Below are 23,131 nucleotides of genomic sequence, written 5' to 3' on the forward strand. Positions count from 1 at the left end.
CGGCGTGTCGGACCGACACCCCCTCAGGTCTCGCGCAGGATGTCCAGCGCGTGCTGCAGATCGGCCGGATACGGACTGGTGAACTCCACGCGCCTGCCGTCGGCGGGATGTGCAAACGCCAGCGAGCGCGCATGCAGCCACTGCCGCTGCAGACCGAGCCGCTCGGCCAACACCGGGTCGGCCCCGTAGGTCAGGTCGCCGCAGCACGGATGATGCAGCGCCGAGAAATGAACCCGGATCTGATGCGTCCGACCGGTCTCGAGATGGATGTCCAGCAGCGACGCGGATGCGTGCATCTCGAGCGTGTCGTAGTGGGTGACGCTCGGTTTGCCGTTGGCGGTCACCGCGAACTTCCAGTCACTGCCCCGATGACGGCCGATCGGTGCGTCGATCGTGCCGGTCGGCGGATCGAGGTGCCCCTGGACGAGCGTGTGATAACCCTTGTCCACGTCGCGTTCCTTGAACGCGCGCTTGAGCAACGAGTACGCCCTTTCGGACACCGCGAGGACCATCACCCCTGACGTCCCGACGTCGAGTCGGGACACGATCCCCTGACGTTCGGATGCCCCCGACGTCGAGATCCGATAGCCGGCCGCCTCGAGTGCGCCGACCACGGTTGGCCCGCTCCACCCCTGTGATGGGTGTGCGGCCACCCCGACGGGCTTGTCGACGACGATGATGTCGGAGTCGTGGTAGATGACGTCGAGATCCTCGACGGGCGTGGGTTCGACCCTCAGGGGTTGTGCCGGTTCGGGCAGTGTCACGTCGAGCCAGCTGCCGGCGGCCAACTTGTGCGCCTTGCCGACGGCCACCCCTTCGACGGTGATGTCGCCTGCCTCGGCGAGTGCTGCGGCCACCGTCCGCGACAACCCGAGGATGCGGGCGACCCCGGCGTCGAGCCGCATACCATCGACGCCGTCGGGAACCGGCATCGACCTCGATTCACGCATCGGCGTCCTCCGCCGACACCGGCTCACCGTGGCCGGCCCGGCGGGCCGCCCAGCCGGTACGCGAGCCGTCGTACTCGAAGCCCAGCAGCGACAACGCGACGAGCAGGATCGCGCCGCACACCACCGCCGAGTCCGCGACGTTGAAGACCGGCCACCAGCCGACGGACACGAAGTCGACGACGTGCCCGCGCAACGGTCCGGGCGCGCGGAAGATGCGGTCGGCGAGGTTTCCCATCGCACCGCCGAGCACCAGACCGAGCCCGACGATCCACCAGGCCGACCGCAGGCGGCTGCTGTAACGGATGATCCCCAGCACCACCACCAGCGCCACCACGGTCAGCACCCAGGTGTATCCCGATGCCATCGAGAACGCCGCCCCGCTGTTGCGCACCAGGCGCAACGTGATCGCGTCGCCGACGATGTGCACCGGCCGCGCCGGGTCGAGGTGCGCCACGGCCAGCGTCTTCGTCAGCAGGTCGAGGCCGATCACCCCGAGCGCGATGGCGAGCAGCACCCACACCATCGTGGGTCGACGACGACCGGTTGCCCCGTCTCCCCGTCGGTCCGGCCGGGCCCCGGTGGGCGGTGTCCCGTCCGCGCCCTCGGCACCACCGCCGTCCACCGGACCGGGTGTCGCTTGACTCATGACTCCATCATCCACCTCACCATCATCCACGAGGTCTGCAATACGCTGGCTGCCGTGTTCCCCTCGCGCGTCGTCACATCAGGATCGGGGTGGCAGGTACGGCCACCGAATCGAGGCGCAGGCGTCGCCGTCGCGGCGCTGTTGATCATCGCGCTCGCCGGCTGCGGTTCCGGTGATCAGGCAGGCGACACGTCGGCCACAGCGGCGCAGGCGGGCTGTGCCGACGAGTCGACGTCGGGCCAGGAGGGCGTCAACCTTCTGCCGATCCCGCCGGCGAAGGTGACCGTGCTCGACGCGGGCGGCGCAGACAAACGCACCGCCGCCGCAGCTCCCGATCGGACCAGTCCGCAGTCGTCGACCATGGTGACCACCTCGTCGGTGCTCTCGCCCGGTGACACCAAGACCCAGAGCGTCGAGATGCCGCTCCAGGCACGGTTCCATTGCACCGACTCCACCGACCTCGAGATGACCCTCGGCCACGTGACGTCGCCGGAACCGGTCCTCGCCGACCAGTTGCGGGCGGTCGAAAATTCCCGCGCGGGCCTGGCCATCGGCCCCGGTTCGATGCCGATCTCCTTACGTCTGCTCCCGGCCGAGGACGCCGGTCCCGAGGCGCGCAGCGCCGTCGAACAGTCCTTCGTCCAGGCCCTGCAGCTCTCGGTGCCCGTCCCCACCGAGCCGATCGGTCCCGGTGCGCGCTGGCAGGTCGAGCGTGTCATCAGCGGGGCCGCGACGGTCACCCAGCACATCGACGCGACCCTGAAGTCGTGGGACGGCAATCGTCTGGTGGTCGCCGTCACCGTCGACGAGACCCCGGTCAACTCGGTGTTCGCGATTCCCGGCAGTGATCAGACCCTGACCATCGCCCGCTTCTCCAACGGCGGCACCGGACAGGTCACCATCGACCTCACCCGCGGGCTGCCGGTGGCAGGCTCCATCGAACTCTCCGGCGCGCGGGCCCTGGTCGGCAGCGACCCCGGTCGCCCGCTGATACAGCAGACCGGACTCTCCGTCCGCTGGCGCTGACCGGGCCCGACACGGCCGCCGGACCATACAGAAACGGGCCGGTGGCACGAGCTGCTGCTCGTCCCACCGGCCCGTTCAGTTCTGTCGACCGCGGCTCCGGGTCAGTTGGGCGCCTTCGACGTCGAGGCACCACCTGACGACTTGCACATCGGCGTGGTCACGTTGTTGGCCGTGATCAGCGGACAGACCGTGTCACTGGACAACATCCACCGTCCGTCGGTGTAGACGATCCCGGCGTCCAGCTTGGTCGGCGGGTTGTCCGGCAGCTTGACCTGGACCTTCACGGTGGCCTTGTTGGGGCCGGCCGGGATCACCGGCGGGAAGATCTCGTAGGTGACGTCCGGGTTGTCCTGCTTGGCCTTGACCAGCTTGTCGAAGACCGTCGGGTCGGCCGAGGAACCCTCGACCAGCTCGGTCTTCTCCGAGTTCGGCACGTTCGGGTCCAGCGCCTTGGTGAGCATCGCGTTCAGCGTCGCCACCGACGGCCGCTTGTTCGGGTTGGTCACGTCGTCCGCGCTGCTCCCCCCGGCGTCCGCCGAGCTCGCCGCCGACGACACGGTCGGCACGTCCGGCACGTCGCTGTCGTCGCTGCCACAGGCCGCAACCGATGCGACCGACGCCGCGATCAACGCGGCGGTCACGATCTTCGGAAACTTCACCGATCTCCCTCACTGTCGTTCGTCACGCCCGCAGCGGACTCTCCCCCGCCGCAGGTCCTGGCAGATCCTGGCCGACTCATCCCCCTCCGAGCCCGCCAAAACTCACACCACTATGCCAAATGGACGACGAGGCCCCCAACATCCGAGCCGGGAACCATCGCAGCCGGATCGCCAACGGTTGACGCGACGCGCAGGTTCCATCGACGCTGAACACCATGGCGAACACCCGCACCGTCCTGATCACCACCGGCGGCACGATCGCGGCGCTGACCACCTCCGACGGCGCGGTACCGAGCCTGGCGGCGAGCGATCTCCACCCCGGCTCCGGCGACATCCTGGCCGTCGATCTGATGTCGGTGGACAGCTCGGCGATGACCGTCTCCGACCAGTTCGCGATCGTCGCGGCGATCGTCGACGCACTGGCCGATCCCGCGGTCGCCGGAGTGGTGGTGACGCACGGCACCGACACGGTCGAGGAGACGTCGTACCTGGCCGACCTCTTCCTCACCGACGACCGGCCCGTGGTGTTCACCGGTGCGCAACGACCCGCGGACGCACCTGCGCCGGACGGTCCGGACAACATCACCGCGGCGTTGCGGGCGATCACCGATCCGGCGTCGCGTGGCCGTGGTGTCCTGATCGCGATCGGCGGCGAAATCCGTTCGGCACGTGGCATCTTCAAGTCGTCGACGACGGACCTCGCGGCGTTCGACAATGTGCACGACGCCTTGCCGCGACGGCCGATCGGACACCCCGTGCCACGGAGGCGGCACGCCCGCGTGGACGCGTTCATGCTCTATCCGGGCGTGGCGCCGGGCATCATCGCGGCCGCCGTCTCCCAACAGGCATCGGGCATCGTGCTGTCGGCCACCGGGTCGGGCAACACCCACCCCGACATCACCGCCGAGGTGTCTGCCGCGGTCCGCGCGGGCGTTGTCGTGGTGGTGGCCAGCCGGGTTCCCTTCGGGGCGGTCGTACCCGCCTACGGAGGTGGCGGCGGGGCCGTCGACCTCGCACGCGCCGGCGCCATCGTGTCGCGATGGTTACGCGCTCCTCAGGCGCGGATCGCGCTGCTCGCGCTGATCTCGGCGGGCGCGGATCCGCACGAGATCCGCGCCTTCTTCGATGCCGTCGAACCGCCGGGATGACGGGCGCAGCCCGGTGGGCCCGCCGACGTACGGAGAAGCCGGTCAGTCGCCGTCGCGCGGTGCCGACGAGCCCAGGTCGGGCCAGGCGAGACTGTCGAGCGGATCGGCGCGCCGCACCGCGGGATCGTCGGTCGCGAAGGTCAGGGCGCGGCCCGGTCCGGTCGCCCGCGTCTCGAACCGGACGGTCAGCACCCCGTGACCGCTCCCCTGGACCCACCCGTGGCCGTGGTCGGGATGTGTCACGTCTGCGCCGGTCTCCCAGTTCTCATGCGCTGCGGGGTCATCGACGGACGTGTCGGGCGTGTCGTCGGCGGGGACGTCGGCGGGGACGTCACCGGCGGCGCCGCCCATCGGCCCGGCGGCCCCCGCGGCCACGAAGGCGGCCTCGACATCCTCCGATTCGGCCGCCGATGCGCCGGGCGCACCCCACTCTTCTTCCAGATCTGCGAACAGTGAGAACTGTTGCACCGCAGTGAGTCCCGAGTACCCGACGCCGACCAGCCGGATCGGTCCGACACTGCGCGGGTCGAGGGCGAGTCGCTGTGCGGCCGAGACCAGCACCGACAGTTCGGTGGTCGCGGCCGGCAGCGTCATCGACCTCGTCAGCACCGACATGTCGGATCGCCTCAGCTTCAGCACCACGGTGCGGGCGCCGCGCCCGTCCGACATCAGCCTGCGGTGCGCACCTTGCGCCGCGGAGTCGATTGCCGGACGCAATTCGTCGAGTTCCACCAGGTCTCGGGGAAATGTCGACTCGGCGCTGATCTGTTTGGCCGAGGCACGTTCGGCGACCGGGCGGTCGTCGACACCGTGCGCGAGTCTGTGCAGGGCGGGCCCGAGCGTCGCCCCGAGAACCGAGGTGACCTCGATGTCGGACATCGCGGCGAAGTCGCCGATCGTCTCGATGCCGAGCCGTTGCAGCTTGTCGCCCGACACCGGCCCGATCCCCCACAACTTGCGGACCGGGAGCGAATGCAGGAAGGCGAGTTCACGACTCGGCGGGATCGCCATCACCCCATCGGGTTTGGCGAGTCCGGACGCGATCTTGGCGATCTGCTTGCCGCTGCCGAAGCCGACCGACGCCGCGATGCCGACGGTGTCGCGGATCCTGCCGCGCAGGCGTTCTGCGAACGCCGTGACCTCCTCGACCGACGCTCCGGCGAGTTCCGCCGGCTCGCCGAACGCCTCGTCGAAGGAGAGCATCTCGATCACCGGGATCGCGTCACGGACCAGCCCGAAGATGCGTGCGCTCACCACGCGATAGACACCGCCCCGCGGTGGCAGCACAACCGCTCCGGCGCCGATCAGCCGACGGGCCTGATGCATCGGCATCGCCGACCGCGCGCCGAATGCCCTCGCCGCGTAGCTGGCACCCGCCACGACGCCACGCCCGCCGGTCCCGCCGACGAGCACCGGACGACCCTGCAACGTCGGACGCGTCAGCTGTTCCACGGAGGCGAAGAACGCGTCCATGTCCAGATGCATCACCCACCGCGCACTGCGCTCGGGATCGGGGCCGGCGGGCCCGGACGGTGATGGGACGGCGGACGCCACCCCCGCATCGTAGTCAGGACGGCCGCCCGACCTCAGGACCGGATCTCGAACACCGGAAGGTCGTCGAGGTGGGCGGCCAGCGTGGCGTCGTCCGGCTCGGTACCCATGCCCTCCGGCAGGAACCGACCGACCTCCCACCCCCACTTGTCGAGGTAGGCGCGAATCATCGGCGCGCGGTCGGCGGTGTCGACCTCCACCAGGCGCACCGCGCGACGACGCCGGCCGCGTCGCAGTTCGGCGGAATCGTTCACCCGCACGTTGCGCACCCACTGGGTCGTGCCGCGCGGTGCGACGAGGTACTCACGCCCGTGGAGCTGCATCGGGTTCACCGGCACGCTCTGGGGCAGACCACTGACCCGGCCGGTGACCGTGAGGGTCTGCGCTCCCGCGAGGTTCACCCCATGGTCGGCGAGCCAGCGCACGCTGTTGTTGAAGACGTTGTCGAAGCCCTTCGGGGCGCTGTAGTGCGTCGCGGTCATGATCTTCCCTTCGAAGTCGATTCGAGAGCGCCGCTCTCGAATATCAGTCTGCACGCTGTCGGCGGAATAATCAAGAGCGGTGCTCTCTTTTTATGCGACACTGTCTCCATGAGTGGCGGGAGACGCGCGGCCAACCGCGCCGCAATGGAATCGGAGATCCGGCGACTGGGCCGGGCGCACTTGCGCACCGACGGCGCGGCGGGCCTGTCGCTGCGCGCGATCGCACGTGACATGGGGGTGGTGTCGTCGGCGGTGTACCGCTACGTCCCCAGCCGCGACGACCTCCTCACCCTGCTGCTCGTCGAGGCGTACTCCGATCTCGCGGACACGGTCGATGCAGCCGTCGGTGCCGTCGACGAGAGCCGCCCGTACGACCGCCTGCGTGCCGCGACGCGAGCGTTGCGGCGATGGGCGATCGACGATCCGGCCCGGTGGGCGCTGCTCTACGGCAGCCCCGTCCCCGGGTACACGGCGCCTGCAGAACAGACCGTCGAGCCGGGGACCCGGGTCGTCGGAACACTCATCGCCGAGGTCGCACGCGCGCACGCGACCCGGGAAACCGCCGCGGCGGACTCGGTGCCGTCGTCGGTGGCGAGCGATTTCGACGCCATCCGAACGGAATTCGGCACCGACCTACCCGACGAGGCGATGCTCGTGGCGACCACCCTGTGGGCGACGACGATCGGCGCGATCAGCCTGGAGGTCTTCGGCCAGTACGGATCCGACACCTTCACCGACCCGGAAGCCCTGTTCGTCGCCCAGATCGATCTCGCGCTAGGGCCGATCGGCGAGTGATGCGCCCGATCTGACCGTCAGGAGTCGACGATGCTCGTCAGCACCCGGCGGAATGTCGCATAATCCTCACGCCCGACCTGCCGTATCCAGGCGCGTTCGATGGCGGCCAGGCGACGATGCAGGCGGCCGAGGGTCTCGACACCCCGCTCGGTGAGTTCCACACGGCGAGCCCGGCGATCGCCCGGGTCGGGCTGCTGTGTGACGAAACCACCGTCGGTCAAATAGGCGACATGCTGGCCGGCCCCCTGCTTCGTCATACCCAGTTCGGCAGCCAGATCCACCGTGCGCACCGCGCCCCCCTCGATCGCTTCGAGAATGCGGAAATGCGAGGGCCGCAACCCTTCCCAGTCGTCGGACGGAAACGATGCACGTAACTCACCGAGTGCGGCGCCGAGGAGTTGCGCGGCGTGCGGGGGCTTGACCGATTTGGACAAGTGACTTACCTTTCTTGGTAAAGCTTATTGACCAAAGGTACCTCATGGACGTCGCGGCATTGCTCGGTCCACCGGAACTCCCGGTCCCGTCATTGGCGGCGATGCTGGGCGTGTCCGAGGCGTCGGTCACGGGCGTCGACGAGGTCGAGTACGACCTGATGGCATTGACGACGGGCAGCCGCTGGCGGGTCGGCGTCGACACCGCACACGGGCATCGGTGCTATGTGGTCAAGGTGGCCCGCACCTTTGCGCGATCACCGATCCTGGCGATGATCCCGCCCGCCTTGCGCGACGAGGCGATCCGGGCGCTGCCCTGGCAGATCGAACCCGACGTCTACCGATCCGAGTTGCATCGGCACATGCCCGCCGGGTCGCGGCTCCCCGCCTGCCATGGTGTCGTGGACCTCGACGACGCCTCAGCGGCCATCTGGATGGAGTTCGTCCAGCACGACACGTCGGTGTGGGACGCCGCACGCCACGGTGCCGCGGCACGACTGTTGGGGCGGCTGGCGGCATCGTCGTCGGTGGCCGACATCGCCGACGACATCGGCCATCCCGCGGGTCCGGGGCAGGCGCGCATGTACTGGTCCGGACGACTGATGGATCAGTTCGTCCGCTCGTATCTCGACGGCACGGCCTGGGATGATCCGGTGATCGCACGGCATGTCGACGCCCGGTTCCGCGAACGGATGATGCGATTCATCGACGGCGTGCCCGCGTTGTTCGACGAGATCGAGTCCTTGCCACTGCTGAGTTCGCACGGCGACGCCTGCCCCAACAACCTGCTGGCGGCCGACGGCGGGTTCGTGGTCATCGACTGGGCCTTCTTCGCACGTGGCCGCATGGGCTTCGATCTGAGCCAACTCGTCATCAGCGAGATCGAACTCCGCCAGAGGCCGACGGAGCGATTGGCGGATGTGCAGCAGGTGTGCCTGCCCGCCTATCGGCAGGGCCTGGCCGACGGCGGGGTGAGCGTGTCGATGGCCGAACTCGAACGGGCACACCACATCCAACTCGCCGTGGCACATGTCGTATCGGCGATACCGCTCGACCTGCTCACTCCCGCGGTCGAGGCAGACCGAGTACCGGGATCGGCCCTCGATCGCCTCACCGCCGACCGCGTCGCGATGATCGGCCACATGCTCGACAACATCGAGATCTGACCGGGACCTGACCGGGGATCACCGCGAGATCCGGCGCGGCTCGGCGACCCCGAGCAGTTTCTCCGGATTGCGGGTGGCGTAGATGTCGGCAACGAGACCGTCCACGACGTCGAGCACGAACACGCCTTGCAGTTCGCCGTCGAAGAAGATCCGCATGCCGGGCAGACTGTTGAAGATCGCCGGCTCCACCCGGAACTCCTCGAGGGTCGGCCCGACGCGCGCGAATCCGGCCAGCAGACGGGCCACCGCGAGCGCCCCGCGGATCGGCCTGCGCACCGCGCTCGCCTTGCCGTCGCTGTCCGCGGTGAACACCACATCCGGCGACATCATCGTCATGAGTGTCTCGACCTCGCCCGACTGGGCGGCAGCCATGAACGCATCGGTGATCTCGGCCGTGCGCGAGGCATCGACGGGAACGAAACGCCGTCGTCGGGCCTGCACGTGTGCGCGGGCCCGATGCGCCGACTGCCGAACCGCCGCATCGGATTTGCCGACCATCTCGGCGATCTCGTCGTGGCCGAAACCGAACACCTCCCGCAGCACGAACACGACCCGCTCGTCCGGGCTGAGTGTCTCGAGTACGACGAGCATGGCCGTGGATACCGATTCCGCGAGTACGACGTCCTGGGCTGCGTCGCGTTCGTCGAGCAGGATCGGCTCCGGTAGCCACGGCCCCACGTACTGTTCCCGGCGCCGCGACGATGCCCGCAACGCGTTGAGCGCCTGGCGGGTGACCACCTTCGCGAGATAGGCCTTGGTGTCGTCGACGGTGCCGAGATCGACGTCGGCCCACCGGAGATAGCTCTCCTGAAGCACGTCGTCGGCATCCGTCGCAGACCCCAGGATCTCGTACGCGACCGTGAACAGTAGCGGCCGCAGCTCGGTGAACCTGCGTACGTGCTCGTCGGAATCGTGGGTCACGCCACCACCTCCGGCTCCCGACCACCGACCTCACGCGGCCGTCCGAACGACGGGGTGACCCCCGGCCGACGACCTTCCAGGCGGAGACCCCAGATCACGCTGCGGCACACCACCTCCTTGATCGCGGCGCCGGTTCGCCCCGAGATCACGGCCCGCGCCGGCGTGTCGTCGCGGTGGGTCAGCTGGACCACCGCGCCATGCCGCCCGAGCGAGGTGCACTGTCCGACGAAGGCCAGTCGGATCGGCGTCGGTTCCGTTCCCGCCAACCGGGCCAGCACGGTGTCAGCGGCGTGGGGACCGAGCTGATTGGCCGCCTGACAACTCATCCGAAACGGTGTGCCCGACGGGGCAACCGCGTCACCGGCTCCCACGATCCGCGGGTCGTCGACGCTGCTCAGCGTCTCGTCGGTGATGAGCCTGCCGATCGCGTCGGTCGACAGGCCGCTGACCGCGGCCAGATCGGGCACACCGAACCCGGCCGCGACGATCGTCGTCGAACTGGGCACTACCCGGCGCTGCGCCTTCTCCACGATCGTGACGGTATCCGGTCCGACTGCGGTGACGTGGCCGTCCTCGAGGATCTCCACGCCGAGCTTCCGCAGGCGCCTGCGGGCAGCCCGCCGGGCGCCGGCGCCGAAGGAGGGGGCCAGGGTCGCGCCGCAGACCAACCGGACCGCCACCCCGGCGTCGGCGAGCTCGGCGGCCATCTCCATCCCCGTCAGCCCGCCTCCGACGACGGTGACGGGTCGATTCTCGTCGGTCGTGTCGACCTCGGCCAGATGGTCCCGCAGACGCTGCGCCGCTTCCCATTCACCGAGTGCGAATCCGTGGTCGGCGAGTCCGTCGATCGCGTCGGCCGCGGTACCCGACGAGCCCACCGCGTAGACGAGATGGTCGAAGTCGAGGGCCGCGCCGGACGCCAGTTCCACCCGCCCGTCCGCGATCCGGGTCGCGGTGTCGACAACCAGCCGCACGTGCTCGGAGAGAACGTGCCGGTAGTCCTCCTCGGCAGTGCCCGTCCCGGCGATCCACTGATGCAACCGAATCCGATGAACGAATCGCGGACGCGCATTGACCACCGTGATCTCCGCGGCGGTCCCCTCCGCGCTCAGCCGGTTCGCGGCCATCGTCCCCGCGTACCCGCCGCCGAGGACGACGATCTGTGGGCGGTGTGAGGTGTTCATGATTGCTCCCTTCGAAGATGGACAACCACTGGACACCGGCAACATCCGCCGCGTGACGAACAGTGACCCAGATCACATTCAATGCACCGTCAGGCAGCCGCCTTTCGCACGTCCGCCGTCACACCGTCGCCGAGGTCGATGGCACCGGCCTGCTCGCCGTCGGTGCCGACCACATCGAACGAGACCGCGAGAACCTCGCCCGCAATCAGCTCGGCATGTTCGCCTGCCCAGGCCAGACGCTCCGCCGGCACGACGAGGCGGACCGTTATGCGATCGGATACGTCCAAGCCCAGGGTGCGTCGCGCATCCTGCAGTTCACGGATGCGGTCCTTCGCCCAGCCCTCGGCTTCGAGTTCCGGCGTGACCGTCGTGTCCAGCACCACCAGCCCCCGCCCACCGGGCATCTCCGCGGTCGAATCGGGCTCGACCGCGACCAACCGGCGCGTGTACTCACCGTCGTGCAACTCGATCCCGTCGGCGACCACCACCTCGGCGCCGTCCGCGTCGGTCCGGACCGTCCAGTCGCCGGCCTTGACCGCCTTGATCGCACGCTGGACGTCCTTGCCCAGGCGCGGTCCCGCGGCGCGGGCGTTGACCGCGATCTCGTGCCGACCATAGGCGTCCGCGTCGGTGGCCAGCGTCACCGACTTCACGTTCATCTCGTCGGCGATCAGGCCCTTGAAAGGCGCCAGCTGCTCGGCGGTCGGCGACGCGACGGTCAGCCCCGGCAGCGGGAGGCGGACACGGAGCTTGTTCGCCTTGCGCACACTCGACGCCACCGAACAGACCTCCTGCACCTCGTCCATCGCTGCGACGAGTTCCGGATCCGACGGCAGTTCGTCGGCCGACGGCCAGTCCGTCAGATGCACCGAACGACCGCCGGTCAGACCGCGCCAGATCGCCTCGGTCGCCAGCGGCAGCAGAGGTGCGGCGAGTCGACTCGCCGCCTCCAGCACCGTGTACAGCGTGTCGAATGCGTCGGGGTCCTCGTCCTGCCCGCCCCAGAACCGCGCACGCGAGCGACGCACGTACCAATTCGTCAGCGACTCGACGAAGTCGCGGAACGCATCGCACGCTCCCGACACGTCGTAGGTGTCGAGGGCCTCGGTCATGGTGTCCCGGGTGACCGCGAGCTTGGCCAGGATGTATCGGTCGAGCACATTCGTGGAGTCGGTGCGCCACGCGGCCGGCCGTTCCGCGTAGAGCTGCAGGAAGCTGTAGGCGTTCCAGAGCGGCAACAGCGCTTGGCGCACTCCCTCCCGGATGCCGCGCTCGGTGACGACCAGATTGCCGCCGCGCAGGATCGGGCTGGCCATCAGGAACCAGCGCATCGCATCTGAGCCGTCACGGTCGAAGACCTCGTTGACGTCCGGGTAGTTGCGCTTGGACTTGGACATCTTCTGCCCGTCGTCCCCGAGCACGATGCCGTGTGCGGCGACGGACTTGAATGCCGGACGATCGAACAGTGCCGTCGCCAGCACGTGCAGGTTGTAGAACCAGCCGCGGGTCTGCCCGTTGTACTCGACGATGAAGTCGCCCGGATTGTGTGGCAACACACCCTGATCCGGATCTCCGTCGAACCACTCGGAGTTCTCGAAGGGGTAGTGCACCTGGGCGAACGGCATCGAGCCGGACTCGAACCAGCAGTCGAACACCTCCGGGACGCGACGCATGGTCGAGCGCCCGGACGGATCATCGGGATTCGGCCGGGTCAGCTCATCGATGTAGGGACGATGGAGGTTGTCGGGCCGCACACCGAAATCGCGCTCGAGGTCGTCGAGCGAGCCGTAGACGTCGATCCGGGGATGATCCGGATCATCGGAGATCCACACCGGGATCGGCGCACCCCAGAAGCGATTGCGGCTGATGTTCCAGTCCCGCGCACCCTCCAGCCACTTGCCGAACTGACCGTCGCGGATGTGCTCCGGCGCCCAGGTGATCTGCTTGTTCAGCTCGAGCATCCGGTCCTTGATCGGGGTGACCGCGACGAACCACGACGGAACCGCCATGTAGATCAACGGCTTCCCCGACCGCCACGAGTGCGGGTACGAGTGCTCGATGGTGTCGTGACGCAGGATCTTGCCGACGGACTTCAGGTCCTTGATGATCACCGGGTTGGCGTCGAACACCATCAGACCCTCGTATGGCGGCACCATGGCGGTGAACCGGCCACCCGGATCCAGCGGCTGTACGACCTCGATGTCGTTCGCCGTGGCGAGATCCATGTCCTCCTCGCCGAACGCCGGCGCGAGATGCACCACGCCCGTGCCGCTCTCGGTGGTGACATAGTCGCCGAGCAGCACACGATGGGCGTTCGGATGGCCGACGAAGAAATCGAACGGCGGCGTGTACGACAGACCGGCCAGCTCGGCCCCGCCATAACTGGCGACGACCTCGGGCTCGGAGATCTCCTTGGCATAGCTGCCCAGCAGCGCCTTCGCCAGCAGATACTCCTGGCCGTCGGTGGCCCTCACGTGCACGTACTCGACGTCGGGGTTGACCGCGATGGCGAGGTTCGACGGCAGCGTCCACGGCGTGGTGGTCCAGATCAGCGCGTTCACACCGTCGAGCGCGGCGAGCGGACCGTCGGGGACCACCAGCGGCATCCGCACGGTGACCGCGGGGTCCTGACGCATGCGGTAGGCGTCGTCGAGCTTGGATTCCTGGTTGCTCAGCGGTGTCTGCTCGTACCAGCTGTACGGCAGCACGCGGTAACCCTGGTAGACCAGCCCTTTGTCGTAGAGCCGCTTGAACGCCCACATCACCGACTCCATGAAGTCGAGATCCAGCGTCTTGTAGTCGTTGTCGAAGTCGACCCAGCGGGCCTGACGGGTCACGTAATCGCGCCACTCACCGGTGTAGCGCAGCACGGAGTCGCGACAATAGTCGTTGAACTTCTCCATGCCCATCGTCTCGATCTCCGACTTGTCGGTGATCCCGAGCTGACGTTCGGCCTCGAGTTCGGCTGGCAGACCGTGCGTGTCCCAGCCAAAGCGTCGCTCGACCCTCTTGCCGCGCATGGTCTGGTACCGCGGTACCAGATCTTTCACGTACCCGGTGAGCAGGTGCCCGTAATGCGGGAGTCCGTTGGCGAACGGAGGCCCGTCGTAGAAGACGAACTCCTCGGCGTCGGCACGGTTGGCGATCGACGCCGCGAACGTCTGGTCGGCCTCCCAATAGGCGAGAACGCGCTCCTCCACATCAGGGAAGGACGGCGTAGAACGGCCGGTATCGGTATCGCTCGACCCGCTTGCTGCGTTCCCGGCGTCGGTGGTCATGTCGGCGACCGGATAGACACGCGCTCCGGCGGGACGGTCGGACTGTGATGCGGGGTCGGTCGGGTCGCTGCTGCGGACCGTGTCGGTCATCGGTCGGTCTCCTCGTGCCTGGCATGTGTATGACTGCTCTGGGCACGGGGACGCATATCAGGTCGTCGACGACCACCCGATCCGCGCGGTACCACCCCGCTTGCGCCACCGCTCGCGATCCGAGCCGGTTCGGCGCCTCTCTCCGGCCCGCGGTCACACCGCGCGCCCACGGCTGTGTCGGGCCGCTCCCGCCCGGGTCTACCGAGGGCGCCGTGAGGTGCCCTGTTCTTCCGGGTGCTCCCCGGTGATTGCCGGATCAACGCAGCATCGAGTGTAGCCGCGCAACCGGCGTGCAGACCAATCGTTTGTCGAGAGGCCGTCGGCGGCCCGCGGTCATTCCGGCGGTGGTCGCCAGTTCGGGTCCAGCGGATCGAACTTCTGTGGGCGCGACTCACGCGGGCGATCCCGGTTCCACTCCTCCGAGCGCTGTCCCGGCGGGCGCTGTTGCGTTCCGCCCGGTGGCGGCGATGGACGACGCTGCTGAGGAGGAAACGACTCGGTCGCCGGATCATCGGGCGCCGAGTGGGATCCTGGTGCCCCACGTCCCGGCGGCGGGAACTGCCGCTCGTACGATCCCGGTCCGCGAGGAGACGTCGGAGGAGTGTTGTCGGCAGGACCCGGCGCAGTCACGCCGGGGACCGCGCCGTAGCCACCGACCGACCGCAGATAGTCGTCGTAGGTGCCCTCACGCCCGGTCCGAGGAACGGACTCACCCTGGTTCGGCTGCGGCGGTTGCGGTGCGGACCCTGCGTCGTCGCCGGCGCCTGCCGGAGCGTCGGACGCGCGCTGCGGTGCGTCTGTCGCAACGGCCGACCGGGGCTCGGTGGGCGCCGACCTCGTCCGGGTCTCCGATGCCCCCTCATGACGTCCGCCGACGTCCTCATTCACCGCGGACAGCGAATCATCGTCGGCCGCAACGAAATCGCTGATGGTCGGCTCCTCGTTGCGACGACCTGACCCGACGATGTCGGCGATCAGCAATCCGAGGCCTACCAAACACACGACGATGCACGCGATGGCGAGCCACACGGTACCGGTGATCAGGCCGAGTACCAGTAGCACGAACCCGACCAGCGTCGCCGCCAAGGCCAGCGTCAGCACGAACTACTCCCTGCTGCTCGCCGACTAACTCGGTGAGTAACTGGTGAAACCGCCATTACCCGGATCCGAAGAGAACGAATCGGCGCGTCCGCCCTCGACGGGCGCCGCACTTCCTCGCTGCTGCAGCTCCTCGAGCTGGGATTCCAGATACGTCTTGAGACGGGTCCGGTACTCGCGCTCATACACCTTCAGCTGTTCGATCCGGCCCTCGAGCACGGTCCGCTGCTGGTTGATGGTCCCCATGATCTCGCTGTGCTTGCGCTCGGCATCGCTCTGCAGGGCGTCGGCACGTTCCTGCGCCTGGCGCACCTGCGCCTCGGAGCGCGTCTGAGCGTCGGCGAGGATCGCCTCCGAGCGCTGTCGCGCATCGGTGAGCAGCCCGTCCGCCTTGGCCTGCGCTTCCGACACCATCGTGTCGGCACGCGTCCGCGCATCGGTGACCAGCGAATCCGCTTCCTGGCGCGAGGTCGAGGTCAGGCGGTCTGCGGTGTCCTGGGCGAGCGCGAGCACGCGGGCCGCACGGACGTTCGCGTCATCCTCGCCGAATTCCTGCTTGGGTGCAGCGCTCTGCTGCGGTGCCTGCTGTTCCGGTGCGGCGGCGAAGACCTGGGTGCGCTCTTCCGCGGCCGGTGCGGACGATGCGGCAGCCGCGGCTGCTCCGGCGGCGGGCGCCGACGAACGCGCATCGGCCAGATCGCCTTCGAGCTCCTCGACCCTCTGCTTCAGGTCGCCGTTCTCCTCGATGAGACGGGCCAGTTCGGCCTCGACAAAGTCGAGGAACTGATCGACTTCATCCTCGTTGTAGCCGCGTTTACCGATAGGCGGTTTGCTGAACGCGACGTTGTGCACATCAGCTGGAGTCAGCCGCATGTCGGTTCCCCTCATTTGTCGGTCGAGATCATCTTTGTCAGTCGAGATGTGGTCGGGATCTAGCTCTGTTCACTTGGCAGCACACCCAGTCTGCACAGTCTTTGCTACAGGCTGTCACTGTTTATTCATACCAGTCCAATTGGTAACTGGCGTCAAATCCTGTCACACGAGAACCGTTCGTAGCACGAGATCGATGCGCTCTTGCAACGAAACGGTCACTCGATGATGACATCCAACCGTAAACCACCGAAGGTGTGCAGTCATCGACCAGGTTCGGCCCGTCGTCGACGGCCCGGAGTCGGTCACAGCAAATCCCCCAGGTCACGCCAGTCCTGCCAGGGCGGCCGCCGAGCTCCTGCTGAGTGAACTGACGATCTGCATGGCGATCAACACCACGATCATCACGATCATGAGCGAGAGGTCGAGGCGCACCGGCCCCAGCGGGATCGGCGGGAGAATCCTCCGCAATGCCCGGATCGGGGGATCCGTGGTGGTGAACACGATCTCGATGATCACCACCGCGAACCCCGTGGGCCGCCATTCACGCGCGAAGGTCCGCACCAGTTCGACGACGAGTCGCGCGAGGAGGAGCAGCCAGTAGATGAACAGCAGGTAATAGAGAACCTGGAACAGAATCGTCACCCCACCAGATTGCCTGATATATCCCATCGGTGGTGAATCGGCCCGCTCGCTGCGCTCCCGACGCCGGACACGACAACGGCCCTCCCCCGCATCGCCATGACGCAGAGAGGGCCGCTGCCCGAAGGTTTGAAACTCAGCTGTGGTTGTAGAACCCGGTCTCGGCGATCTTGCGCCGGTCCTCGGGTGAGACGTCGACGTCGGCAGGCGACAGGAGGAAGACCTTCGTCGCGACCTTGTCGAAGGAGCCGCGCAGGGCGAACGCCAGACCCGCCGCGAAATCGACGAGTCGTTTCGCGTCGTCGTTGCTCATGTCGACCAGGTCCATGATGACCGGGTTCCCGTCGCGGAAACGCTCCCCGATCGTGCGCGCCTCACCGTAGTCCGACGGGCGGAGGGTGGTGATCTTCTGCAGTGGGCCATCGGCGAACACACGTTCGAGCTCACGCTCGTCGGTGTTCATCGGCGCGCGCGGCACGCCGGCCGCCCGCATGCCGGAGCGCTGCAGGGGTTCGAGGCGCGGCGGACGCATCCGCTCGACCGGTTCGCCTGCGTGCCGCCCACCGGCATAGGCGTACTCCGGAACGGGCTCGTATCCGCCGCCGTCGTAGGTATTCATGTCGTAACCGTTCCCCCCGAAGCCCTGCTGATCGAACTCCGCCGGAAAGCGGCGATCGTCGACGTATGCGAAGTCGGCGTCACGCGGACCCTCGCGAAAGCCGGGCTCGCGATAAGCGGGCTCACCGTAGTAGTCGTCGCGATAGGCACGTCCGCCGCGCACCGGTCCACCTGGTTCCTCCAGGTAGTCGTCCTCGTATTCACCTGGAGGCACCATGCCGAAATATGCTTTGAACTTCTGCATCGTGGTCATAGCTGGCCTCTCTGTCGTCCAACGCTGCCGGGGGAAGCAGTGGGTGGTGCAGTTGTCGATCTGTGTGCTCGTTGGTTCTCATGTGACCAATGTGATTACTGAGAGACTAACGGGCGAGGTCCCATGATCGCGGTACCGACACGCACGCATGTCGAACCGTGTGCCACCGCCGATTCCAGGTCGCCAGACATCCCCGCAGACAGTTCGCGCGCCTCCGGATGATCGGCGACGAAACGCTCGCGGATCCGGGCGGCCAGCGACATCCAGCGATCGGCCGTACCCTCGAGCGGCGCGATCACCATGAGGCCGGCCAGCGACAGCCCGGGCGCCGCCCGGACACGCTCGGCCAGTTCCGGCAGATCCTCGACGAGCGCGCCGCCTCTATGTGGGTCCCCGTCGAGGCTCACCTGCAACAGAATGCCCAGCTGATCGGACCGCTCGCCCGCGTCGAGCGACGCCTGCGCTCCACGGGAGAGGGCGTCGACCACCTTGTCGCGATCCACAGAATGCACCGAACGAGCCCACGTGGCAACGGTTTTCGCCTTTTTGGACTGAACAGAACCGATCATGTCGAAGACCGCGGCCCGATCGCCTGGCCTGCCACCAGTCGGGTCGTCCGCGGCGAGCTCGGCCAGCTTGCGGCTCGCCTCCGGTTCCCTCGACTCACCGAAGCACCGCACGCCGAGGCCGAGCAGCCGCCGCACGTCGTCGGCCGGGAAGTACTTGGTCACCACCATCAACTCGACGTCGCCGCGTTCCCGCCCGGCCGCTGCGACCGCGGCATCGAGACGATCGCGCGCAGCCGAATACCGTTCGGCAAGTTCGTGTGTCCGCGCATCCACCGCCTCGTCAGCCATCGGCGCCCTCGGCGGGTCGGGCGTCCATCCAGATCACCGAGGCGAGCCGGCCCGTGGGCGCGCCTCGACGGTGGCTGAACAGTTCGGGGTCCGCGACGGTGCTCCGCGGATCCGCGGCCACCGCGCCCACACCGGCGGCGAGGAGCTGACGGCGCAGTCCCGCTCGGAGATCCAGACCCGTTGTGCCCTTGGTGGTCACACACGCGCTACCGGGCAGATGCTCCTCGACGTCGCGCTGCATGTGCGGCGGCACCTCGTAGTCGGCCCCGGCGGCCGCCGGACCGAGCAGGACGCCGATCCGCTCCGGCCGGGCACCGAGTTCGATCATGGCTCGCAATGTCGCCGGCACGATCCCGATACGTGCACCCACTCGTCCGGCGTGCACGCCCGCGATCACGCCCGCCTCGTCGTCGGAGAGCAGTACCGGCACACAGTCCGCGGACAACACGGCCAACGCCAGGTCGGTCTCCGTGGTGACCAGCGCATCGGTCGCAGGCACCGGCTCGTCCACCGGACCGGTCACCACGGTCACGTTGCGACTGTGGATCTGTTCCATCCACACGATCCGTCCCGGCGCCAGCCCGATCTGCTCGGCGAGGCGAGTCCGGTTCTCGGCAACCGCTTTCGGGTCATCGCCGACATGATCGCCCAGGTTGAACGAGTCATAGGGCGCCACCGAGACGCCACCGGATCGGCTGGTGACCACGCGGCGAACCCGCATGTGCGGGCTCAGCGCTTCATGAACGACGGCACGTCGACGTCGTCGTCGTCGAGGGTGACGTTGTTGCGCCGCGGACGCTCCTGAGCCTCGACGAACGGGTCGCCTGCGCCGGCAGGCATCTTGCCGAACAGCGGGTCGTTGTCCTGTGAGTTGGCCGCGACCGCGCCCGCCTGTCCGGAACCGACGGTCGACTTGCCCGTCGCGGCGGCCGGGATCTCGGTGCGCTTACGTGGTGCGCCACTGTCGAATCCGGCCGCGATGACGGTCACGCGGACCTCGTCGCCCAGGTTGTCGTCGATCACGGTGCCGAAGATGATGTTGGCGTCCTCATGCGCAGCCTCTTGCACCTGGGTCGCTGCGTTATGGATCTCGAACAGGCCGAGATCGCTGCCGCCTGCGATCGAGATGAGCACGCCGCGAGCGCCTTCCATCGACGCCTCGAGGAGCGGCGAGTTGATGGCCGCCTCGGCGGCCTTCTTCGCGCGTTCCTCGCCGCGCGACGACCCGATACCCATCAGGGCACTGCCCGCGTCGCTCATCACGCCCTTGACGTCGGCGAAGTCGACATTGATCAGCCCGGGCGTCGTGATCAGATCCGTGATGCCCTGAACACCGTTGAGCAGCACCTCATCTGCGCTGCGGAACGCGTCCATGAGACTGACCTGGGCATCGCCGAGCTGCAGGAGCCGGTCGTTGGGGATGACGATGAGGGTGTCGCAGGATTCACGGAGCGCGGTGATACCCGCCTCCGCCTGCCCGCCGCGGCGCTTGCCCTCGAAGGAGAACGGCCGCGTCACGACGCCCACCGTCAGCGCACCGAGTTTGCGCGCGATCGACGCCACGACCGGCGCGCCGCCGGTCCCGGTCCCGCCGCCCTCACCGGCAGTCACGAACACCATGTCGGCGCCCTTGAGGAGTTCCTCGATCTCGTCGCGGGCGTCCTCCGCCGCGCGCCGCCCGACCTCCGGGTCGGCGCCGGCGCCGAGCCCACGGGTCGAGTCGCGGCCGACGTCGAGTTTGACGTCGGCGTCGCTCATCAACAGGGCCTGAGCATCGGTGTTGATGGCAATGAACTCAACACCTTTCAGTCCCTGTTCGATCATTCGGTTGACGGCATTGACACCGCCGCCGCCGATGCCGACGACCTTGATCACGGCCAGGTAGTTGTGCGGTGGCGTCATGTGCCCGCCTTCCTCGTTCGATCCGAAACCCTAAACCTGAACCATAGATTTAGAGTTATGTCAAGTAGATGGATGATGGGCATGACGTTAGGCACCGAATGGCGCGGTAACCAGCAAGCGTGCGGCGTGTCGCGAAGTTGGACCGCATTTTTCATGGATGTCACCTGCCGACGACCACCGCGGACGTCGGCACGGCGTTGCCGTCGCGCACGCCGCGTCGTCACTTGTAGGCGGGGAACTCCGGGCTTGACACGTTGTAGGTGGTCGCGGGACGTGTCAGCAGGGCGCCGAGGGTTCGGGCTTTCTCCGCCCCTTGCCCACTGTCTCCCCAGACGACGGTCTTGTTGCCCTTGAGGGTGAACTGGATGTCCACCGGCGACGAGGCGGCCACCTTGACGACCCGGCTCCCGATCGATTCCGGCAGCCCGGAGACGGCTGCGAGGGTTGCGGTCGTCGTCGGATCACCGGGACCCGGATTGGGTGTCGAGAACTCCGGCAGCCGGTTCATCTCCGGTGGCACACCGGTCGTGGTGTCGAAGGTCAGATACCCGACGCCCGAACGGTCGAGTACATGGACCTTCTGCCCGTCGGTCACCTTCACCACCGGTTGCCGCTCGACGACGGTGATGGTCAGCGACGACGGATAGCTCCGCTGCACCCGGACCGATTCGATCGAGGGGATCGCCGCGATCCGCTGCGCGACCTGGTGCGTGTCCACCTGCAGCAGTGGCGTCCCGTCGGCCACCTGGGCCGCGCCGATGATCTGGTCGGTCGGGACCGCCCGATTGTCGTGGACGTCGGTCGACCGGACCGACATCAGCGGGGTGAAGTAGGCGATCAGACCGAGACCGACCACCACCACGATGACCAGGACCGTGCCCAGCAGAAGCCGGGAACGACGCGAGGTTTCCCGCACCCGCGGACTCACGGTTGCGACCCCGGCGCCCCGGCCCCCTCGGCACCGTTCGCTCGGGGACCATTCGCTCGGGGACCATTCGCTCCGGCACCATTCGTCCCGGCACCGTCCGCGACTGCGGTGACAGCGTGGTTGGCACCGCGGTCCCGCAACGCCTCGAGGATTTCCGGCCCCTGCATGGTGATGTCACCGGCCCCCAGTGTGAGCACCAGGTCGCCGGGGCGTGCCACGGACGCGACGGTCCGCGCGAGCGCGGACAGATCGGGCTGGAAGATGACCGGCCGGGTCACCCGATCGGCGATGCTGGCACCGCTGATCCCCGGGATCGGCTGCTCGCGTGCGCCGTAGACATCGGCGACGACGACCTGGTCGGCGAGATCGAGCGCCGCGGCGAAGTCGGCCGCGAAATCACGGGTGCGAGAGAACAGATGCGGCTGGAACACCGCGATGACCCGACCCGTTCCCGGTGCGTGGCTGTCCGGCGTCGCACTCTCGACCGCGAGCCGCGCGGCGGTCAACACCGCCCGAACCTCGGTCGGGTGGTGTGCGTAATCGTCGAAGACGTCCACATCGCCTGTCCGGCCACGGAATTCGAATCGACGGTGAACGCCACCGAAAGCCTCGACGCCGTCGATGACACCCGCGAGGGCGCCACCTGCGCAGACACAGGCGACGACCGCTCCGATCGCGTTGAGCGCCATGTGCTCGCCGGGGACGGTCAACAGCAGGGTGCGCTCGACGGACGGATCGGCGATCGGCGCGTCGAACCGCACCTGCGCCACCCCGCCGGAGCCCCGCGCCGACCACGAGACCAACGTCGCGACGTGCTTCGCGGCGGGCGCGAGATCGGCATGCCGGCCCGCGCCGTAGCCGAACACCGACACGCCCCGTTCCGCCAGTCGCTGCGCGCATCGGCCGGCCAGGGCCGCGGAACCCTCGTCGTCGAGACACACGATGAGCGAACCGCCGGGTGCGATGCGATCGGCGAACTCGTCGAACACGTCGACGTACGCCTCACGGGTCCCGAAGTGATCGAGATGGTCGACCTCGATGTTGGTGACCACCACGACGTCCGGGGTGTACTCGAGCAGGGATCCGTCGCTCTCGTCGGCCTCGGCGACGAAGATCTCGCCGCTGCCGTGGTGGGCGTTGGTACCGGATTCGTTGAGCTCGCCACCCACTGCGAACGACGGGTCGACACCGCAATGCTGAAGCGCGACAACAGCGATCGAGGTGGTCGAGGTCTTGCCGTGGGTTCCGGCCACAAGCAGGGTGCGATACCCCACCATCAGGTCCGCCAGGATGCGGGGCCGCAAGAGGACGGGAATGCCCCGCGACCGGGCGGCGACGAGTTCGGGATTGGTCTTGGGGATCGCCGCGTGCGTGGTCACGACCACCGACGGGCCGCCCGGCAACTGGTCGAGGGCGGACGGATCGTGACCGACCTGGATGCGGGCTCCGCGTGTGCGCAACGCGAGGATGCCCCGGCTGTTCTTCGCATCGGAGCCGGACACCTGACCGCCGCGGGCGAGCAGGATCCGGGCGAGCCCGCTCATCCCGGCGCCGCCGATGCCGACCATGTGCACCCGGCGAAGACGTTCGGGGAGTTCGCCTACGGGGCCATTCACGGAGTCGCCGTTCATCGCCT

The 23,131-nt window shown here is 68.1% G+C and carries 22 protein-coding genes; 4 read left to right on the forward strand and 18 right to left on the reverse strand.

Annotated elements, in window-relative coordinates:
• Positions 1 to 23 precede the first annotated feature (23 nt).
• Together OVA31_RS00670 and lspA are read right to left on the reverse strand one after the other, a co-directional pair.
• On the reverse strand, positions 24 to 950 hold the full coding sequence (locus tag OVA31_RS00670) for an RluA family pseudouridine synthase (protein ID WP_267629239.1): 927 nt from the start codon (positions 948 to 950) through the stop codon (positions 24 to 26).
• A complete protein-coding gene (lspA, locus tag OVA31_RS00675) occupies positions 943 to 1,596 on the reverse strand; it encodes a signal peptidase II (RefSeq protein ID WP_420714123.1) in 654 nt (217 codons plus the stop codon). The genes OVA31_RS00670 and lspA overlap by 8 nt, the downstream gene beginning before the upstream one ends.
• On the opposite strand from lspA, the gene OVA31_RS00680 reads away from it, so the two are divergent.
• Positions 1,588 to 2,622: a hypothetical protein gene (locus OVA31_RS00680; protein ID WP_267629240.1), complete on the forward strand. Its 1,035-nt coding sequence runs from the start codon at positions 1,588 to 1,590 to the stop codon at positions 2,620 to 2,622. The genes lspA and OVA31_RS00680 overlap by 9 nt on opposite strands.
• A 101-nt stretch (positions 2,623 to 2,723) precedes the next feature.
• Here OVA31_RS00680 and OVA31_RS00685 read toward each other — a convergent pair whose 3' ends face one another.
• The gene (locus tag OVA31_RS00685) at positions 2,724 to 3,281 is read right to left on the reverse strand and encodes a hypothetical protein (protein WP_267629241.1); all 558 of its coding nucleotides are present in this window, start codon (positions 3,279 to 3,281) and stop codon (positions 2,724 to 2,726) included.
• Between the two features lie 215 nt (positions 3,282 to 3,496).
• On the opposite strand from OVA31_RS00685, the gene OVA31_RS00690 reads away from it, so the two are divergent.
• Positions 3,497 to 4,429 (forward strand): asparaginase, encoded by a 933-nt coding sequence (locus OVA31_RS00690; protein WP_267629242.1) that lies wholly within the window; start codon positions 3,497 to 3,499, stop codon positions 4,427 to 4,429.
• Between the two features lie 42 nt (positions 4,430 to 4,471).
• Here OVA31_RS00690 and OVA31_RS00695 read toward each other — a convergent pair whose 3' ends face one another.
• Positions 4,472 to 5,914 carry a DNA polymerase IV gene (locus OVA31_RS00695; protein WP_420714183.1) on the reverse strand — a complete coding sequence of 481 codons (1,443 nt, stop codon included), beginning with the start codon at positions 5,912 to 5,914 and terminating at the stop codon, positions 4,472 to 4,474.
• Between the two features lie 101 nt (positions 5,915 to 6,015).
• Positions 6,016 to 6,462, reverse strand: a complete 447-nt coding sequence (locus OVA31_RS00700; RefSeq protein ID WP_267629244.1) for a nitroreductase/quinone reductase family protein — start codon at positions 6,460 to 6,462, stop codon at positions 6,016 to 6,018.
• Between the two features lie 108 nt (positions 6,463 to 6,570).
• Here OVA31_RS00700 and OVA31_RS00705 point away from each other — a divergent pair, with 108 nt between their 5' ends.
• On the forward strand, positions 6,571 to 7,257 hold the full coding sequence (locus OVA31_RS00705) for a TetR/AcrR family transcriptional regulator (RefSeq protein WP_267629245.1): 687 nt from the start codon (positions 6,571 to 6,573) through the stop codon (positions 7,255 to 7,257).
• Between the two features lie 17 nt (positions 7,258 to 7,274).
• On the opposite strand, the gene OVA31_RS00710 is transcribed toward OVA31_RS00705, so the two are convergent.
• Complete coding sequence (locus OVA31_RS00710; RefSeq protein WP_267629246.1) at positions 7,275 to 7,691, reverse strand: MarR family winged helix-turn-helix transcriptional regulator; 417 nt, start codon at positions 7,689 to 7,691, stop codon at positions 7,275 to 7,277.
• Positions 7,692 to 7,735: 44 nt separating this feature from the next.
• Here OVA31_RS00710 and OVA31_RS00715 point away from each other — a divergent pair, with 44 nt between their 5' ends.
• Complete coding sequence (locus OVA31_RS00715) at positions 7,736 to 8,854, forward strand: phosphotransferase (protein ID WP_267629247.1); 1,119 nt, start codon at positions 7,736 to 7,738, stop codon at positions 8,852 to 8,854.
• Positions 8,855 to 8,872: 18 nt separating this feature from the next.
• Here the strand turns inward: OVA31_RS00715 and sigJ are convergent, their stop codons facing one another.
• From sigJ to murC, 12 genes are all read right to left on the reverse strand, one after another.
• Positions 8,873 to 9,775: an RNA polymerase sigma factor SigJ gene (sigJ, locus tag OVA31_RS00720; protein ID WP_267629248.1), complete on the reverse strand. Its 903-nt coding sequence runs from the start codon at positions 9,773 to 9,775 to the stop codon at positions 8,873 to 8,875.
• Entirely contained in the window at positions 9,772 to 10,959 is a 1,188-nt protein-coding gene (locus tag OVA31_RS00725; RefSeq protein ID WP_267629249.1) for an NAD(P)/FAD-dependent oxidoreductase, read from the reverse strand. The genes sigJ and OVA31_RS00725 overlap by 4 nt, the downstream gene beginning before the upstream one ends.
• Before the next feature lie 89 nt (positions 10,960 to 11,048).
• Positions 11,049 to 14,327 carry an isoleucine--tRNA ligase gene (ileS, locus tag OVA31_RS00730; RefSeq protein ID WP_420714124.1) on the reverse strand — a complete coding sequence of 1,093 codons (3,279 nt, stop codon included), beginning with the start codon at positions 14,325 to 14,327 and terminating at the stop codon, positions 11,049 to 11,051.
• Positions 14,328 to 14,660: 333 nt separating this feature from the next.
• Positions 14,661 to 15,428, reverse strand: coding sequence for a hypothetical protein (locus tag OVA31_RS00735; RefSeq protein ID WP_267629250.1), 768 nt, complete (start codon positions 15,426 to 15,428; stop codon positions 14,661 to 14,663).
• Positions 15,429 to 15,452: 24 nt separating this feature from the next.
• Positions 15,453 to 16,298: a DivIVA domain-containing protein gene (locus OVA31_RS00740; protein ID WP_267629251.1), complete on the reverse strand. Its 846-nt coding sequence runs from the start codon at positions 16,296 to 16,298 to the stop codon at positions 15,453 to 15,455.
• 321 nt (positions 16,299 to 16,619) lie between these two features.
• Positions 16,620 to 16,940, reverse strand: coding sequence for a YggT family protein (locus tag OVA31_RS00745; protein ID WP_164309288.1), 321 nt, complete (start codon positions 16,938 to 16,940; stop codon positions 16,620 to 16,622).
• A gap of 133 nt (positions 16,941 to 17,073) precedes the next feature.
• The gene (locus tag OVA31_RS00750) at positions 17,074 to 17,808 is read right to left on the reverse strand and encodes a cell division protein SepF (protein WP_267629252.1); all 735 of its coding nucleotides are present in this window, start codon (positions 17,806 to 17,808) and stop codon (positions 17,074 to 17,076) included.
• A 95-nt stretch (positions 17,809 to 17,903) separates the two neighbouring features.
• Positions 17,904 to 18,665, reverse strand: a complete 762-nt coding sequence (locus OVA31_RS00755) for a YggS family pyridoxal phosphate enzyme (protein WP_267629253.1) — start codon at positions 18,663 to 18,665, stop codon at positions 17,904 to 17,906.
• A complete protein-coding gene (pgeF, locus tag OVA31_RS00760) occupies positions 18,658 to 19,386 on the reverse strand; it encodes a peptidoglycan editing factor PgeF (protein WP_267629254.1) in 729 nt (242 codons plus the stop codon). Before pgeF ends, OVA31_RS00755 begins: the two co-directional genes overlap by 8 nt.
• An 8-nt stretch (positions 19,387 to 19,394) precedes the next feature.
• Positions 19,395 to 20,567 (reverse strand): cell division protein FtsZ, encoded by a 1,173-nt coding sequence (gene ftsZ / locus OVA31_RS00765; protein ID WP_267629255.1) that lies wholly within the window; start codon positions 20,565 to 20,567, stop codon positions 19,395 to 19,397.
• Positions 20,568 to 20,787: 220 nt separating this feature from the next.
• Entirely contained in the window at positions 20,788 to 21,495 is a 708-nt protein-coding gene (locus tag OVA31_RS00770) for a cell division protein FtsQ/DivIB (protein WP_267629256.1), read from the reverse strand.
• Complete coding sequence (gene murC, locus OVA31_RS00775) at positions 21,492 to 23,126, reverse strand: UDP-N-acetylmuramate--L-alanine ligase (protein WP_267629257.1); 1,635 nt, start codon at positions 23,124 to 23,126, stop codon at positions 21,492 to 21,494. The genes OVA31_RS00770 and murC overlap by 4 nt, the downstream gene beginning before the upstream one ends.
• Positions 23,127 to 23,131: the final 5 nt, after the last annotated feature.

The sequence above is a fragment of the Gordonia sp. SL306 genome (assembly GCF_026625785.1).
Taxonomy (GTDB): domain Bacteria; phylum Actinomycetota; class Actinomycetes; order Mycobacteriales; family Mycobacteriaceae; genus Gordonia.

Bases quoted from the DNA above. Each gene is read 5' to 3' on its own strand.
- OVA31_RS00705 (WP_267629245.1), top strand. From the start codon at position 6,571: ATGAGTGGCGGGAGACGCGCGGCCAACCGCGCCGCAATGGAATCGGAG.
- murC (WP_267629257.1), bottom strand. From the start codon at position 23,126: ATGAACGGCGACTCCGTGAATGGCCCCGTAGGCGAACTCCCCGAACGT.
- OVA31_RS00700 (WP_267629244.1), bottom strand. From the start codon at position 6,462: ATGACCGCGACGCACTACAGCGCCCCGAAGGGCTTCGACAACGTCTTC.
- ileS (WP_420714124.1), bottom strand. From the start codon at position 14,327: ATGACCGACACGGTCCGCAGCAGCGACCCGACCGACCCCGCATCACAG.
- OVA31_RS00755 (WP_267629253.1), bottom strand. From the start codon at position 18,665: ATGGCTGACGAGGCGGTGGATGCGCGGACACACGAACTTGCCGAACGG.
- lspA (WP_420714123.1), bottom strand. From the start codon at position 1,596: ATGAGTCAAGCGACACCCGGTCCGGTGGACGGCGGTGGTGCCGAGGGC.
- OVA31_RS00750 (WP_267629252.1), bottom strand. From the start codon at position 17,808: ATGACCACGATGCAGAAGTTCAAAGCATATTTCGGCATGGTGCCTCCA.
- pgeF (WP_267629254.1), bottom strand. From the start codon at position 19,386: ATGCGGGTTCGCCGCGTGGTCACCAGCCGATCCGGTGGCGTCTCGGTG.
- ftsZ (WP_267629255.1), bottom strand. From the start codon at position 20,567: ATGACGCCACCGCACAACTACCTGGCCGTGATCAAGGTCGTCGGCATC.
- OVA31_RS00695 (WP_420714183.1), bottom strand. From the start codon at position 5,914: ATGCATCTGGACATGGACGCGTTCTTCGCCTCCGTGGAACAGCTGACG.
- OVA31_RS00670 (WP_267629239.1), bottom strand. From the start codon at position 950: ATGCGTGAATCGAGGTCGATGCCGGTTCCCGACGGCGTCGATGGTATG.
- OVA31_RS00725 (WP_267629249.1), bottom strand. From the start codon at position 10,959: ATGAACACCTCACACCGCCCACAGATCGTCGTCCTCGGCGGCGGGTAC.
- OVA31_RS00715 (WP_267629247.1), top strand. From the start codon at position 7,736: ATGGACGTCGCGGCATTGCTCGGTCCACCGGAACTCCCGGTCCCGTCA.
- OVA31_RS00740 (WP_267629251.1), bottom strand. From the start codon at position 16,298: ATGCGGCTGACTCCAGCTGATGTGCACAACGTCGCGTTCAGCAAACCG.
- OVA31_RS00690 (WP_267629242.1), top strand. From the start codon at position 3,497: ATGGCGAACACCCGCACCGTCCTGATCACCACCGGCGGCACGATCGCG.